This window comes from Pseudomonas sp. TMP9 (assembly GCF_037943105.1).
Classification (GTDB): domain Bacteria; phylum Pseudomonadota; class Gammaproteobacteria; order Pseudomonadales; family Pseudomonadaceae; genus Aquipseudomonas.
This window is the reverse complement of record NZ_CP149803.1, coordinates 1,698,002-1,713,189: the sequence shown is the minus strand read 5'-3', so window position 1 is coordinate 1,713,189 and position 15,188 is coordinate 1,698,002. Positions and strand designations below refer to the sequence as shown.

Below are 15,188 nucleotides of genomic sequence, written 5' to 3'. Positions count from 1 at the left end.
CTTTAGTTGATTGAAGCTCTTCGGGTGTGGGGTTTTTATTACCCTGTTTCGCAAGCTCCTCTTTAGCCGCTTGGTTTGCTTTGATCTCCCCGTGAGTACGCAGGACATCGGCCACCTGACTACCGATTTCGGCAATGGCTTGCACTTCACGCAGGCGGCGTTGCTCTTTCTCTTTGTCAAAAATCGGGCTGAGCGCTTCGTGGGCGCTTTCAACGTCGCGATTGAGGCTGGCGACATCCTGCTGCTGGTTCTGTGTGTCGCGGATTTCGATTTGGCCTTCGGAGACCGCCGCGCGGGTGGCGCTGCTGTCTTCCCCACCACGGCTAAGACCGCTCAGCAGGCCGCCGGCCATGTTGCCGAGAAATTGCTGGCCGACTTCGCCGCTGCTGCTGACACTCACGCTCTGTTGCTGGCTGCTGAACTCGGCTTTGTTGCGAATATCACTCCAGCCGAGGGTACCGGTGCTTAAGCGGTTTTTCTCCGCCTCGGCGGTGCTGCCGATCACCGCGCCATCGAGCTGGGTGTGTTTGCCCGACTAAAGGGGTCGGAGTGAATTATCCAGCAGCCAAAACTCGCGAACCGATCAAAATCAATTCACTCCGACCCCTTTAACTCATTGTTGGGCGTTGCGGTCGGGCAATTAATACAGCTGTAGTTACTGTGCGGACTATCTTCGTCAAGAAGGCTGGTCACAGTAAACAGTGCACCCAGTGCTCGCTTCACGGGATCATCCGAATACTGCGCATTACCGCCCAAAAATACCGGCAAATCGGAAACCGAATCTGTCATAGGCAACAATCCGAAAAATACGCTCTTATCGGGACGGTTAACTTGAAACACACGCTGGTCGTCATTGTTAAAACCCGCTGCGGCCGCGTCTCGGTGGAACTGTATAGCGTCAACGGGCGCACCCGATAGCTGGATAGTGGTCATTTGCACGTTAGAAAAATCGTAAGCGCTCCATAAACCCCATCTACCTCTGATGGGGTTTGGCCGTCAGTATGCGGATGTCGGCGGGCAGTTCCACGGCAGCAGCGCTTCGTAGTCTTCGACACTTTTGGCCAGCGGCAGGCGTTCGAGGATGCGGCGCAGGTAAGCGTAGGGTTCCTGGCCGTTGGCCTTGGCGGTTTCGATCAGGCTGTAGATTTGCGCGCTGGCCGTGGCGCCCTTGGGCGTGTCGCTGAACAGCCAGTTCTTGCGGCCGATGACGAAGGGCCGGATGGCACGCTCGGCGGCGTTGTTGTCGATGGGCAAGTGGCCGCCTTCGACGTAGCGCGCAAGCCGGCTCCAGTTGTGGGCCAGGTAGTTCACGGCTTTGCCCAGGGCGTTCTGGCGGGTGACCTGGGGCTGGGTTGTCTCCAGCCAGGTTTTCAGTTGCGCGAGGATTGGCAGGCTGTGTTGCTGACGGCCCTGATGGCGTTGCTCGGCGCTGGCGTCCTTGAGCTCGCGCTCGATGCCGTAGAGTTTGTTGATCAGGTTCAACGCCACGTCGGCCCGCCCGGTCTTGCCCTTCGGCTGCACCTTCTGCGCTTCAATAAATTTACGCCGCGCATGCGCCAGGCAGGCCAGACGCTCGACGCCCGCTTGCGCGGCCACGGCGTTGTAGCCGGCGTAGTCGTCGGTCATCAAATAACCACGGTAGCCGGCGAGCAGGCGCAGCGGCACGTCCTGCGCACGGCTGGTTGTGTAGTCGAAGAGGATCACTGGCCTGTCTGGCGGGCCGCCGGTTTGCACCCACATCCAGGATTGGCTGCTGGGGTCGCGCCCCGGCTCTTTAAGCACCTGCACACGGGTTTCGTCGCAGTGGATCACTGGCCCCTCCAGCAGCCAATCGCGCATCAGGTTGAGCAGCGGTTGCAGATGGGCGCCGCACTGGATCACCCAAGCGCCAAGGTCTGGCGGGGGATGTCGATGCCGTGGCGGTTGAGGACCTTCTCGAAGCGATACAGCGGGGTGCCGTCGACAAACTTGGTGCTCAGTAGCATCGCCAGTACGCTGGGACTGGCCATGCTCTTTTCGATTAGTTGCGCCGGCTTATCGGCGGTGATCGGTGCGGCTTCGCAGCCCTTGCAGCCGTAAGTTTTGCGGATGTGTTTGATCACCCGGATTTGCATCGGGATGATCTCCAGCTGTTCGCTGGTTTCCTCACCGATGATCTGCTTACGGCAACCGCAGGCGCAGGTCAGTTGGTGCTCGGGCAGCTCGTGGATGACTTCGACGCGCGGCAGCTCCGCCGGCAGCGGCTTGCGCTTGCCACGACGTTTAACCGGGGCGACAACCTCTTCCTCGACGTCATCGGCAACGGCTTCAGGCGCGGCTTCGACCAGGCTTTCGGCTTCGTTGAAAATCTCCAGCTGCGGCGAATCGGGGTCGATGGTCTGCTCGGATTTGCGGCCGAACAGGCGCTGGGTCAGCAGGGTGATTTGTTCGCGCAATTGCAGAATCTGCCCATCCTTCTCCGACACCTGCCCATGCAGCGACAGCAGAAGCTGTTTCAGCAAAATAGGATCGTCAGGAAGGGTTTCGGGCATGGAAATCATGCCGTGGATTATACCGATTCAGGTGACGAAACGCGGGGTCAAAACCTTGTGAGGGCGGTTACGCCACAGATCGATACCGTCCAAAAACCAGTTCAATTCCTGAGCCGTCATCACGATGGCATCCTCGCCGGGATCGGGGTGCGACTTGAACCTTTCAGCGTCCAAACGCTTGAGCCACAAGCAGAAGCCGTTGCGCTCCCAATACAAAATCTTCACCCGGTTGCGCGAACGGTTGAGGAATACGAACAACACCGGGGCGAACACCGCGACCTTGATATCCAGCTCGACCAGGGCAGCCAGGCCATCAATGGACTTTCGGAAGTCGACAGGCTTGGGGTAGAGATAGACTTTTTCGACTTTTGCATCAGGGCGCATCATGAGCGGGCTCCAGAAAGAAATCGGGAACACAGCATCAGGTCGCGCTTGGATCATTTGAAGGTGGGGTTTATGGAGCGGTTACGAAAAATCCATCCCCTTGATGGCCACCCAGGTCAGCAAACCACCCTGACTGTGACCATAGATGCGCAGGACTAAAGGGGTCGGAGTGAACTATCCAGCAGCCAAAACTCGCGAACCGATCAAAATCAATTCACTCCGACCCCTTTAACTCAGGATACCTTCCAAACCTCCATCTTTGAAAAGTCCTCAATATCCAATCGCCACATATCTATGTCTATATAGATATTGTCACATTTACATGCCACGTTATCGTCAGGCAATGATGGAATGACATCCCCGCAACGCAGACACTTGTAGAACAGGTCCTTATCCTTGGGAACCTGTGACGTATCTGAATAGCCTGATCCAGCGACTGTAAATTTGCGACTCATCTCACCACCTCCAAGTATTTATTATCTAATAACCGCTGGAGTGACTGCCGGAATTTGTACTGCGTTGCTCCACCAGTTGCACCGAAATCAGCAACTGGAGCCGCCGGCCCTACTTTGACATCATCAATCAACTTAATTACACGATACTGAGTATATTGTCCCTGATCTGCACCTGGCACCATTCCGCGCTGGCTGCCTGTTGCACCAGGCGTACCCGCGTATCTACCACTGGGCTTACCAAACCTGTCTATGATGGTACCTGGCGGCACCGCTTGTTGCGTACTGGATACAAACCCACCACCCGAAGGCCAAGGCAAATTTCTTTCCGAAACAAATTGCCCTGTAGATACATCCCGATAACGACCTGTATTGAAATCAAAAACAAATTTTGCGCTTGCTGGGTCAATACTCTCTTTAACAACACTCCCACCCGCAGAAACACTCGTACCGGCCTGGCCTACCCCTTTTGCACCCTCAGCCGCCACTTTGGCGGTGGTGCCGTCTGGGGCCCGCAGAACCGGCACCTTCGCGCCGGGCACAGCGATGGTAGCGATGCCGAGTACGCCGAACAATATATTGCCCGCCGCGTTCCAGTAGTCACCCTCTAAACCTTGCTCGACACCCTTGCTCGCCTGCGCCGTGCCATTAGCCGCCGCCAAGACGCGGATCGTATTACCAAGCCCACCGCCAAGCAGGTAAATCGCCTCATTGCCGGGCTTGGCCATAGCCTCTTGTGCGCTGCCTATTCTGGCTACGCGCAATGCCTCACGATACAGCTGCTCGTTTTGACTTGGCTCACGAAACCAGTCCGCACCGTAGGCATTTCGCGCTTGGCTACTGCCTGCGTACTCATAGTCGTAACTGAGTGGCTGGGTGGAGTACAGCAGTTGCATCAGGGCAACCTGAGCTTGTGCCTCGCCATAAACCCGAACCTGCTCGCTCAGGTAGATTTGTAGATAGCCCGTCAGTGTCCGGAACTCTTCAGGACTCATTTTTTCAGGGCTTGCGACGTATTTCTTCAACAACTCATCGCTGCGCTGATCGGCGCGCTCAAGCATGACCAGTTGCCTAGCCGTTTCTACGGTGTACTGATTCTGCAATTGTGCTTCGCGGGCCTTGTCTCGCTGAGCTTGGGATTGCGCACCGAGAAAATTATTCTCTACCGCATTCCTCCCCCCCGACTAAAGGGGTCGGAGTGATTTATTTTTAACCACCGGCCGACCAGAGCCTTGATAGCCGACCGAGCGCCCCAACTGAATTGCTATCGACTCCCGAAAGCGATCATTACCCAGGGGGTAGTTGTGCGCGCTGGCCTCTCGCATAACGTGGATGGCATTCGGTTCGAGATGGCCAGCAAATAGCGCCCGATAGGCACACTGCCTCTCTAACTCGTTATACGCCAGTCCTTGGTAAAGAGCATGATCGCTGATCAACGGATCAGTCTTCCCCCACCCATGCCAGCCGTAGCTTGACCAGCGATACGCCTCAGGCACGGTAACCATTCCCGCACGTACAGGGTTCAATTCGATATACCTGTAGCACGTCAGTAAGTACTCAGCAGCGTTGATCAGGCTGGCCTTGTGCCGACCTTCCCACAAGGTGCCTGAACGCCGGTAAGTGCGATTCACATACAAAACATACATGCGGCCCAGATGCTGCATCACGCGGGAAATGCCCGACTCGTCAGCGGGCGTCATTAGAAGATGCACATGGTTGGTCATCAGCACGTAAGCATGCAATTGCACCCGGTAACGCCTCAATGCATCGCCCAGCACCGCAAGGTAGAACTGGTAGTCTTCATCCTGGAAAAAGCAGGCCTCGCGATTATTGCCGCGCTGCACCACGTGCGCCGGCACGCCAGGAAGATACATCCGTTGTTTTCTGGGCATGGCAAGCTCCTTTGCCAATCTCGTCAACCACTAGCCTAGCTGATCAAAATTTATTCACTCCGACCCCTTTAGTTTTATCTAGCCCGCTGCCGCTTTAGTTGGGGTGTCTCAGGAAACGGAATTTAAAGCACGTTGAGCATGTTGGCGTAGCTGCCACTCTCAAAAAGGATCGTTTTCGAGAAGCCGCCGTGAGAAAGAAGGCTACGCCAGTGCTGGTCTTGCCTATGCCATTCTTGAAAACCGCTCTCGTAACCATTAGCTGGAACTGCCGAGTTTCGAGAACGACCATAACCCCGCGTCGAGCAATAACTGCCTAGCGCAAAGCCTTGCAGTTGCTGGTTAGAGCATTCCTTAGCGTGCTTTAAATTCCGAATCCTGAGACGCCCCCTACCTACCCAGGGGGTACTTTAAATTATCGCAATGACTTTCAAGTACTTCACCCCCTTGACTCCGGCATAACTCGTTACGTACACCCACTGAAAATTATTCATTCCGTGAGTGAGCGACGATAACGCTCTGGCCTATGCGCATAAGGTGCCGGCGCTCTGAAGGTCACTCAGCCAAAATAATCGCGCCACCATCAGTAAATACAAAAGGCTCTAGTTCGCTAACAGAGATAGTTGATATTTTGTCTAAAATTGAATTTACTGATTTTTTTAGCAACCACTTATGCCTTGTTTGAGCTTGCATTTGACGATTGTCATGGCTTATTCCGCTCCATTTGAGAGAAAATTCAAATGCTAACTCATCAACTGTAGCGCCTGAATTTTCAATAACAAAATACAGTGGTTGATGGTGGCTGTATTTCATCATCTCATGCAGCGTACACATGAACGAATTAAGCATTGCGTCAGATTGCACGACATCTACACCGATGAAATTCAATGCATAATTTTTATCATGTAGTTGCCTGAATTTTTCAAACAGTGGGCTTTTGGGGTGTATAAACTTATCCGCAGATTCAATGCAGGCCATCCACATATAAAAAAGCGCAACTGAGCTATTGTAGGCATTATGTTGTTGCTGTGGTGAGGTGCTATTTATTTCTAGTAGTTTAATAGTGATTTTCTCAAGCACCGCGTCGCCAAAAAAATCATTCTGAGCAAAGGTCATTTGGATGGATGTTAAATACCAGGCATGCTGTATTTCTATTTTTGCCAGAGCTGTGGTCGTGAGGTGATCTGTTTTGTATACAGTATCCGGACTGCCAATCACAATGATTTTTATAACTCCATTCACAAAATCGCCCATGCAAAGACTAGATTTTATAAAACACCCCTTATCTAAATAAGTGAGATTATTTATAATATTGGCATTGGAAAAGAAGAAAGGATTATTATTTTTAACAGCCAAGCCTTCTTTATTTTCAATTAGAGCCATCCATTGATAAAAAAGCGAAAGTGCGTGATTTTTATTAAAAGCGCGTTCCAGCTGCATGTTCATAAATAGAGTTTTCCTGATAAATATTTTAATACATATAGTAAATCTAGCATGGTTAAGCAATTATCGGCTGGAATCTCAATGCGTTGTTGCGGTATATGGACTGGAGCGGTGGTCAATACACTTTGCGCTTTGTCGAGAGTGCGTGGAACTGAGAAGCTGAGTGCGCTGCAGTTTATTCCCAGTCTGCCAGAAAGATTGGGCGGCTTTTGCGCTGCCCCGGTCCATACTTAGCTTCGCGCAGGGAACACAAACTCGTCATGTGCGGTGCAAATAAGTCGATGATCCAGTATATGCAAAATCGCGAGATTCTCAACATCGAGTTGCCAAGCACTATGGCTTCAAATTGTCGACCGAGTCCGCAGCACGCACCTCGTTGCGATCAGGGGCGCGACCCCATGATCAGATTCAGAACATCTGGCCTCGGAGCGCCTTGCTGCTGGCGCAGCTGGCCGTTTTCGTCCGGGTAAAAAATCGCCGGCGTGGCTGAGACGCCCATCTCCGTCATCAGGTTAAGGTTGCTGTCGAGTTGTTGCTGGATCGTGTCTGGGATTTTCTTCAGTCCTTGCAACTTGCTGGCCTTACCCGCGGACTCATGCTCATGCAGCGCCGCCTGCTGATCCTTGGCGTTGAGTAATGCAGCAGCCTTGGCGACACTGTCTTGACGCAGCATGCCGACCAACACGTGACGAAGCTGCACATCACCAGCTTCGACCCAAGGCCGCGCCTGTTTCCAGAACATGTTGCAGTACGGGCAGTTGGGGTCGGAGATCATATAGATGATGCGCGGTGCCTTGGGGCTGCCGTCGGCGATCCAGGTGCTGCGCTCCAGTTTGCTCAGCATTTCCTTGCCCAGCGGTTCATACACCAGCTTATCCAGCGGCTGCTGTGAGAGGTCTTCACCCTTGGCATTGAGCAGGCTGCCAACCAGCACATGCTCGCCGTCATCGGTCAAGTACAGCGCAACACCTTGACCGTTGTAGCGAGCGGCATAGCCCTGCAGGCCGCTTGGGGCATCGAAACGCTGGATGATTTCGGCACCGCGCGCTTCGACTGCCTTGATCGGTTCGGGCCAATCCTGAGCGTGCAACAGGGGTGCGGTCAGCATGGTTAAGGCTGCAAACATTACTGTGAGATTGATTTCTTTTTTCATGCTCATGGATCCTTCTTCAATATTTCGAGTGATCGAGCCAGACTGGCGCGGGAGAGCTCGCCCAGGTGGCTGCTAACCTGGCGACCCTCGGCGTCGTAGAACAGCGTGCTGGGCAGGGCCATGGAGCCGACGTGCTGGCCCAGGCGGCCGCCGCTGTCGAGCAGTACGTTTTCCAGCCCCAGGGCCTCAGCCTCCAGGTACTGGCTGACCACGCCCTGGCCTTCACCTTGGTTGACGAACAGGATGGTCAGCTCCGGATGGTCGTGTTGCGCCTCGGCCAGTACTGGCATTTCGCGGCGACACGGCGGGCACCAGGTGGCCCAGAGGTTGACCACCAATGGCTTTCCGACATAATCCTCAAGCGCCACCGTGGCACCCTTGCTGTCCCTGAACGAAAGCTCTGGCAATCGCGTGCCTTGTTCCAGGCCGTATAGGGTCAGGCTGCCTAGGCCCCAGCTCAGTAAGCCGACAGCCAGCGCGCTGGCCAGCGAGGTTCTGATGGCCGGCGTACGCCAGGTCAACCAGGCGCCTAGCAGCAGGGCAGCCAGCAAACCAGGCCAGGCGATAAAGCCTCCGTCACGGATATCCAGTGCCTGCCAGGGCTGCTCGCGGTAGTGCTCGAAATACACCGCAACGAACGCCACTCGGGCGACCAGCATGGCCACCACCAGCAAGCGAAACAGCTGTTTCTCAGGGTTTACCGCGCCGCGCCGGCCGACGTACCAGCCGGTAAAAGTCGCCAGCAACAGGCTGAGCAGCAACAGCACATGGGCGGTGCTGAGTGCCAGCGGCCCGATACTGGTCGTTAACATCACCCACGCTCCTGGGTATTGGTCCATATCTGCAGAAACTGCTCGGCATCCACCGCGCCGGTGATCCGCTGCGAGCGGCGTTCCTCACCGTCCGGGCCGATCCACAGTAGAGTCGGCGGGCCCAGCACTTGGAAGCGGCTGAGCAGCGCACGACTCGCGGCGTTGCTCTCGGTCACGTCGGGGCGCAGCACGCGCACCCCTTGCAAGCTGGCCTTAACTTCGGCGTTGCCAAACACGGTTTTCTCCATGACTTTGCACGACACACACCAGTCCGCGTAGTAATCCACCAGCACCCATTGGCCCTCGGCTTTGGCGGCAGCCAACTCACGCTCCAGCGCGGCTGGCTCGCTCAGCCCGATAAAGTGCTGTTCGCTCGGTGCAGCGGCAACGCTGGTACCGGCATACACCTTGAGCGGCTGCAGCGGATCGCTGGCGCCACCGGCGGCACCCAATAGCAGCGCCATGCCCCAGATGCCCAGCAGTGCACCAGCGGCCTTACACAGACTGGTGTGCTGCTGCACCTGATGCGCCAGTTGCAGCAGGGCACTGGCCAGCAGAATCAGCAGCGCACCCCACAAGCCCAGCCAGATCGATTCGGCCAGCAGCGGGCGGATCACCAGCAACGCGGTAACCAGAAACAGGAAACCGAATACCACCTTGACCCGATCCATCCACGCGCCTGGTTTCGGCAGGAAGCGATTGCCCAGGGTGACCAGCAACAGCAACGGCGTACCAATACCTAGGCCCAGGGCGAACAGCACCAGGCCGCCGTGCAGCGCGTCACCACTTTGCGCGATATACAGCAGAGCAGCGGCCAGAGGCGCGGTCATGCACGGCCCGACCAACAGACCGGAGAACAATCCGAGCATGCTGGCACCGAATAGGCTGCCGCCTTGCTGCTTTCGCCCGGCGTTTTCCAACCGGTCACGCAGGGCTGCCGGCAGCTGCAACTCGAACAGGCCGAACATTGGCAAAGCCAGCAGTACAAACAAAGCGGCGAAGCTGGCGAGCAACCAGGGTTGCTGCAGTAGGCCTTGCAAGTTGGCACCCATCAGTGCGGCCACTACCCCCAGCGCTGCATACACCAGCGCCATGCTCACCACGTAGGTCGACGCCAATGCCAAACCGCGCCGCGGTGAGGCGCCACTGCCGACCACAATGCCGGCGAGAATCGGCAGCATCGGTAAAGAACAGGGGGCAAAGGCCAGCAGCAGGCCCAAGCCGAAGAACACCAGTAGGCCGAGGGCCAAGGTCTGGCTTTGCAGACCGCTGGCCAGGGCCTGGTCCTCCGCCAGGGCGGTGCCCGAATCGCTCAGTACGCCCGTTCTGGACAGATCAAGCTGCTGGGTCTGTGGTGGGTAGCAGAGCCCGGCATCGGCGCAGCCTTGCCAGCCGATCTGAATGTTGCCGCTCGCCCCGGCTGGCAGGCTCAGTTCCAGGCGATTACGATAGATCTGCGAGTCACCGAAGAACTCATCGCTATAAGGTAGCCCTGGCGGCAGCTGCGGCTCGACGCCGGCCGACAGACCGCTGAACTGCAGACGGTGCTGGTAGAGGTAGTAACCGGGGGCAATATCCCAGCGCAGCAGGGTTTCACCATTGGCTTGCGGTTCGACGCTGAGGTCGAACGCTTGCTCGGCAGGGAGGAAGTCCGCCTGCTGACTGCTATCTGTCAGCAGTGGGCTAGTTGAGAAACTGGAGGCTTGTACCGGCTGCATTAGCCAGGCACATAACAGAGAGAACAGTAGTAGCGTCCGCATGCATAACCACGTCTGTGAGTGTCGAGGTGCGGAGAATCGCAGTTGGCGGTTAAGTCAGGATTAACGATGTGATAATCGGCGGAAATTACAGTCGCCGGTTATCATTCTTTGCCTCGCATAACGCCGACTTAATCCTGACAACGGATACTTCAACCTCCACCACGGACCGGTTCCATGTACATATTGCTGACTGAAGACAATGCCCTGATCGCCAGCGGCGTCGTGGCCGGGCTTACCGCCCAAGGCTTTCGCGTGATGCACGCCTCTACAGCGGCCGAGGCCGAGGCGCTGCTGCGCACGGTGCAGTTCGACGTGCTGGTGCTGGACCTAGGCCTGCCGGACGAAGATGGTTTAAGCCTCTTGCGTCGTCTGCGCCAGCGTGGCGTGAGCGTGCCCGTGTTGTTGCTGACGGCCCGTGACTCGGTAGCTGATCGGGTGTCCGGCCTGCAAAGCGGTGCCGACGACTACCTGGTCAAACCCTTCGACCTGCGTGAACTTGCCGCGCGCCTGCATGCATTGCTGCGCCGCGCCGCCGGACGCGCCAGCCCGCAAGTCGAGCACGGCCCGCTGCGCTACGACCCGGTGGCCTGCCAAGCATTTCTGCATGAACAACCGGTCGATCTGTCCCGTCGCGAGCAGGTGCTGCTGCAGGCGTTGCTACAGAGTCCGGGGAGGGTGCTCAGCGGCGAGCAGCTCAAGGATGCGGTGTACGGCCTCGATGGCGAAGTCGAAAGTAACGCCCTCAACGTGCATATCCATCACCTGCGGCGCAAGTTGGGCAACGGCATCGTCGAAACAGTACGTGGCCTGGGTTATCGCTTGGGACCTGCCGGGCATGCTGCCAGCGCTGACGAGAGCAACAGCCCATGAGCCTGCGTCTACGCCTGACCCTGATCCTTGGTTCTGCATTTGTACTGCTCTGGTCGCTGGCCGCCGTGTGGATGCTGTTTGATCTGCGTAATCAGCTGACGCTCTCGCTCGATCAACGCCTGGCCTCCTCGGCGCGGATGGTTGCCGGACTGCTAGCCCAGCTGCCGCCACCGCAACAGGGGGAAAGCGCTACACCGCTCAGCACCGAGCAGCTGGGCATACCTGAAGGCATTGCCTGCCAGATCAGCTCGGTGCGCGGGGAAATCCTGGCCAGCAGCCGCGCCGCGCCGAACAGTGCATTTGGCTTGACGGAAACCGGCTTCAATGAGCGCACCATTGGCGATCTCACCTGGCGCACCTTCACCTTGGTCGAAGGCGATATGCGGGTGACCACCGCCGATCGGCTGGATGAGCGCGATACGCTCAAGCGTTCCATTCTGTTGGCTGCCGCCGCCCCCGTACTGCTGGCTTTGGTGGGCAGTCTGTTGGTGCTCTGGTTTGGCCTCAGCCGTGAGCTATCGCCTTTGCGGCGCATCCGTCAGGCGTTAGCCCAGCGCAGCGCCGACAGTATCGAACCTTTGCAAATCGAAGGCCTACCCCGAGAGCTGCAACCGCTGGTGGCAACCCAGAATCAACTGTTTCAACGTATCGCCCATACTATCGAGCGCGAACGCCGGCTGACCGACGATGCCGCGCATGAACTGCGTAGCCCGCTGACGGCGATCAAGACCCACCTGCAAGTGGCTGGGATGACCGAAGGGGAAGCGGCCCGCCAGGCATTGGCCAACGCCGAAGCGGGTGCCGACCGCCTGCATCAGACCCTCGAGCAGTTGCTGCTACTGGCCCGAGTGGAGGGCCGCCTGCCGTTTGACGAAAACCTGCAGTACAGCGCAGCAGAAGTGGCACAAATGGCCATTAGCGATGCTCAGCAACAAGGCAAGCCACCCATCGAACTGCAGCTGCTCGACGCCAGCGCGCAGCGCTTGCTGGACATGCCGCGGACTCTGGCAATTGCTGCGCTGCGCAACCTGCTGGAAAACGCCCAGCTACATACCCCACCGGGTACCGCTGTAAGCCTGAGTGTGCAATTTCGTCAGGGTAAACTCTGCTTTAGCGTGCGCGACTTCGGGCCTGGAGTCGCCCCGGACAAGCTCGCCAAGCTGACAGAACGCTTCTGGCGCAACTCAAGCAGCCAGGGCAGCGGGCTTGGGCTTTCGATCGTCAAGGCCATCGCCGAGCGCTATGGCTGTGAGCTTGAGTTTGTAAATACAGATGACGGCCTGTGTGTGAACTTACTGGCGGCTACCCACACGTGAAGAGCGGCGTGCTGAAAAACTAGCCTTCGTCAGCCAGCTGCGCCGGTGTTATTCATAAAACCTAACCTGATTATGTCCCTATCTCAGTCAGCGCCGTGATGTCTCTTCTGGAGCAAGGAGTTGCCAGCATGACTGCAGCAATGGCTAAGCGAGGCACCATCGCCGCCAGATCCAACGGACGCGCTGGATTTCCCTGACTCACGCGCTTAATCCAACCTCCAAGATCGTGCTGCTGTATTGCGCCCCAATACAGCGCCTTAGCACTGCTCATCGGTAAGCAAACACGCTTTCCACCAGCATCGAAAGCAACCTGTAGGCACTCGACAATACTTTCAACCGGCGTAACGCTGCCACCAAGGCTCATGTCACCCAACACCACCATCTGGCCTTGAGCTGGGCGACCCATGAGTCCTGAAGCAAAAGCAACCAAACTTGGCAGTGCCAAATGGGTCAGCGGCTCGGTTTTTTGTATTTAGACCATATGCAGATGAAAGTCATGCTCTAGCACTTTGGCTGATGCGCGGAGCGTTCGCCTTGAAGTGGTCGGAAGCGATCCTGACTTGCTCCTTGCGCGGCGCTGCTGAAATTCCAAAGCCCGGATGTAGCAAGCCTGCCGCTGCGCTTGGTGACTTGCAGTACGATCCGGTACAGCCCAGGCATACCTTTGCGGCTCAAGCCGATGGCGTGGATTAAACCAGGTTTACCTGACCCTTCGGGAATCAGTCCACCACCGCCCTGCTCTTCCACCATAACGAAATGCTCTTCGAGCGTTTCGTTGTCGATGTAGCTGAAATGCACATCGTAGAACTCCATGCCGCCGATTTTCTTTAGGGAAGCTCTGAAAAGGCCCTGTTTCGCCAAATCGCGGTCCTCTAACCCACATGGTTACTAGGCTGAATTTTTCGAGGAAAACCTTTTTCAGACCATCCTTAGCTGTTCTTTCTCGCGCCCCCCCGGTGTCAGGCTAGTTGTCGCCTGAGCTGTTTTATCAAAACGATAGATCGGGGGCGTCAAAGAGAGCTGTAATGTCGAGCTATTCACCTGAGCGTAAAGCGGCCCTTATTCGTAAATTACTGCCGCCGCAAAACATGTCCGTGGCCGAGTTGTCGCGTCAAGAAGGCATCTCCCAGGCCACCCTGTATGCTTGGCGCACGAAGCTCAAAGCAGGAGGCGCGGTAGTGCCCGGAGACAAGAACAACGCCGATGACTGGCCGGCTGAAGCCAAGTTCGCAGCGGTATTACATGCGTCCACCCTGAGCGAGATCGAGCTTAGCGAATACTGCCGCAGCAAGGGCTTGTACCCCGAGCAAATCAGCGCGTGGCGTCAAGCCTGCATCACGGGCCAGCTGTCCGCCAAAGCGCAGCTCAAGGCCGAGCGAGATCAAGTACGTGCCGACAAGAAACGCATTACCGAATTGGAGCGCGAGTTGCGCCGCAAGGACAAGGCGCTGGCGGAAACCGCCGCCATATTGGTGCTGCGAAAAAAGATGAATGCCTTCTGGGGAAACGACAGCGAGGACGTATGACCTCACTGCCAGAACGGCAACAGCTCGTTGAACGCTTTAACCTGGCCGTCGCGTCGGGTGCGCGCAAGGCGATTGCCAGTGCAGAGATCGGCCTGTCGCTACGCAGCTTGCAACGCTGGGCGCTGACACCAGTGATACAGGCCGATGAGCGTACGACCACGCGACGTCCGAGGCCGAGCAACGCCCTGGGTGCCGATGAGCGCCGCACCATTCTGGATGTCTGCAACAGCCCGCCATTCGCCAGCTTACCGCCGAGTCAGATCGTGCCAAGGCTGGCCGATCAAGGCCGCTACCTGGCCTCAGAAGCCACCTTTTACCGCGTGCTGAAAGCCGCTGATCAGCAGCACCAACGCGGCCGTAGCCATGCGCCGCACAAGCACGCCGCACCGACTACGCACAGCGCAACCAAGAGCAATCAGGTCTGGTCATGGGACATTACCTACCTGCCGTCGCCAGTGCGCGGGCAGTATTACTACCTGTATTTGATCGAGGACATCTACAGCCGCAAGGCCGTAGGCTGGGAGGTTTACGAGCAAGAAAGCGGCGAGCGGGCGGCCGAACTGATGCAGCGTACCGTGCTCGGCGAACGCTGCGCGGGGCAACCCTTGGTGCTGCACTCGGACAATGGCGCGCCAATGAAATCGGTGACGCTGCTGAGCAAGTTGTACGACCTGGGCATCACCCCATCGCGCGGACGACCGCGGGTGAGCAACGACAACCCCTACTCAGAATCGCTGTTTAGAACCCTGAAATATTGCCCGCAATGGCCGCAGGATGGCTTTGCCGATTTGGACGCAGCACGCAGCTGGGTACGCGACTTCATCCGCTGGTACAGCCATGAGCACCGCCACAGCCGCATCCGCTTCGTAACGCCTGCACAGCGCCACCGTGGAGAGGATAAAGAAGTGCTAGCGCAGCGTCATGCGCTGTACCAGCAAGCCCGTCATAAACACCCGCATCGCTGGTCAGGTGCAACGCGAAATTGGCAACCTATTGGCACCGTCACACTCAACCCAGAGAGGGAGCAGCCAGCACTGAAAATAGCAGCTTAA

General features: G+C 57.0%; 11 protein-coding genes and 1 pseudogene. 3 read left to right on the top strand and 9 right to left on the bottom strand.

Annotated elements, in window-relative coordinates; genetic code table 11:
- Positions 1-996 precede the first annotated feature (996 nt).
- From WF513_RS08110 to dsbD, 8 genes and pseudogenes are all read right to left on the bottom strand, one after another.
- Positions 997-2,540, bottom strand: a pseudogene (locus WF513_RS08110) (IS66 family transposase).
- Positions 2,541-2,558: 18 nt separating this feature from the next.
- Complete coding sequence (gene tnpB / locus WF513_RS08105; RefSeq protein ID WP_339083118.1) at positions 2,559-2,918, bottom strand: IS66 family insertion sequence element accessory protein TnpB; 360 nt, start codon at positions 2,916-2,918, stop codon at positions 2,559-2,561.
- Between the two features lie 448 nt (positions 2,919-3,366).
- Positions 3,367-4,428: a TNT domain-containing protein gene (locus WF513_RS08100; protein ID WP_339083116.1), complete on the bottom strand. Its 1,062-nt coding sequence runs from the start codon at positions 4,426-4,428 to the stop codon at positions 3,367-3,369.
- A gap of 123 nt (positions 4,429-4,551) precedes the next feature.
- Entirely contained in the window at positions 4,552-5,259 is a 708-nt protein-coding gene (locus tag WF513_RS08095; protein ID WP_339083114.1) for a transposase, read from the bottom strand.
- Positions 5,260-5,811: 552 nt separating this feature from the next.
- Positions 5,812-6,702 (bottom strand): hypothetical protein, encoded by an 891-nt coding sequence (locus WF513_RS08090; protein WP_339083112.1) that lies wholly within the window; start codon positions 6,700-6,702, stop codon positions 5,812-5,814.
- Between the two features lie 379 nt (positions 6,703-7,081).
- A complete protein-coding gene (gene dsbG / locus WF513_RS08085; protein WP_339083110.1) occupies positions 7,082-7,852 on the bottom strand; it encodes a thiol:disulfide interchange protein DsbG in 771 nt (256 codons plus the stop codon).
- 2 nt (positions 7,853-7,854) lie between these two features.
- On the bottom strand, positions 7,855-8,664 hold the full coding sequence (locus WF513_RS08080) for a TlpA disulfide reductase family protein (protein WP_339083108.1): 810 nt from the start codon (positions 8,662-8,664) through the stop codon (positions 7,855-7,857).
- Positions 8,664-10,382, bottom strand: a complete 1,719-nt coding sequence (gene dsbD, locus WF513_RS08075; RefSeq protein ID WP_339083106.1) for a protein-disulfide reductase DsbD — start codon at positions 10,380-10,382, stop codon at positions 8,664-8,666. The genes WF513_RS08080 and dsbD overlap by 1 nt, the downstream gene beginning before the upstream one ends.
- A gap of 216 nt (positions 10,383-10,598) precedes the next feature.
- Between dsbD and WF513_RS08070 the strand changes: the two genes are divergently transcribed.
- Positions 10,599-11,294, top strand: a complete 696-nt coding sequence (locus WF513_RS08070; protein ID WP_339083104.1) for a response regulator transcription factor — start codon at positions 10,599-10,601, stop codon at positions 11,292-11,294.
- Positions 11,291-12,610 (top strand): ATP-binding protein, encoded by a 1,320-nt coding sequence (locus WF513_RS08065; RefSeq protein ID WP_339083102.1) that lies wholly within the window; start codon positions 11,291-11,293, stop codon positions 12,608-12,610. Before WF513_RS08070 ends, WF513_RS08065 begins: the two co-directional genes overlap by 4 nt.
- A 501-nt stretch (positions 12,611-13,111) precedes the next feature.
- Here WF513_RS08065 and WF513_RS08060 read toward each other — a convergent pair.
- Positions 13,112-13,423, bottom strand: a complete 312-nt coding sequence (locus tag WF513_RS08060) for a hypothetical protein (protein WP_339083100.1) — start codon at positions 13,421-13,423, stop codon at positions 13,112-13,114.
- A 212-nt stretch (positions 13,424-13,635) separates the two neighbouring features.
- On the opposite strand from WF513_RS08060, the gene WF513_RS08055 reads away from it, so the two are divergent.
- Positions 13,636-15,188 (top strand): IS3 family transposase gene (locus WF513_RS08055; protein WP_339083098.1). Its coding sequence is split into 2 segments (ribosomal slippage): positions 13,636-14,098 and positions 14,098-15,188, totalling 1,554 coding nucleotides; the frame shifts between segments, so codons are not numbered across the junction.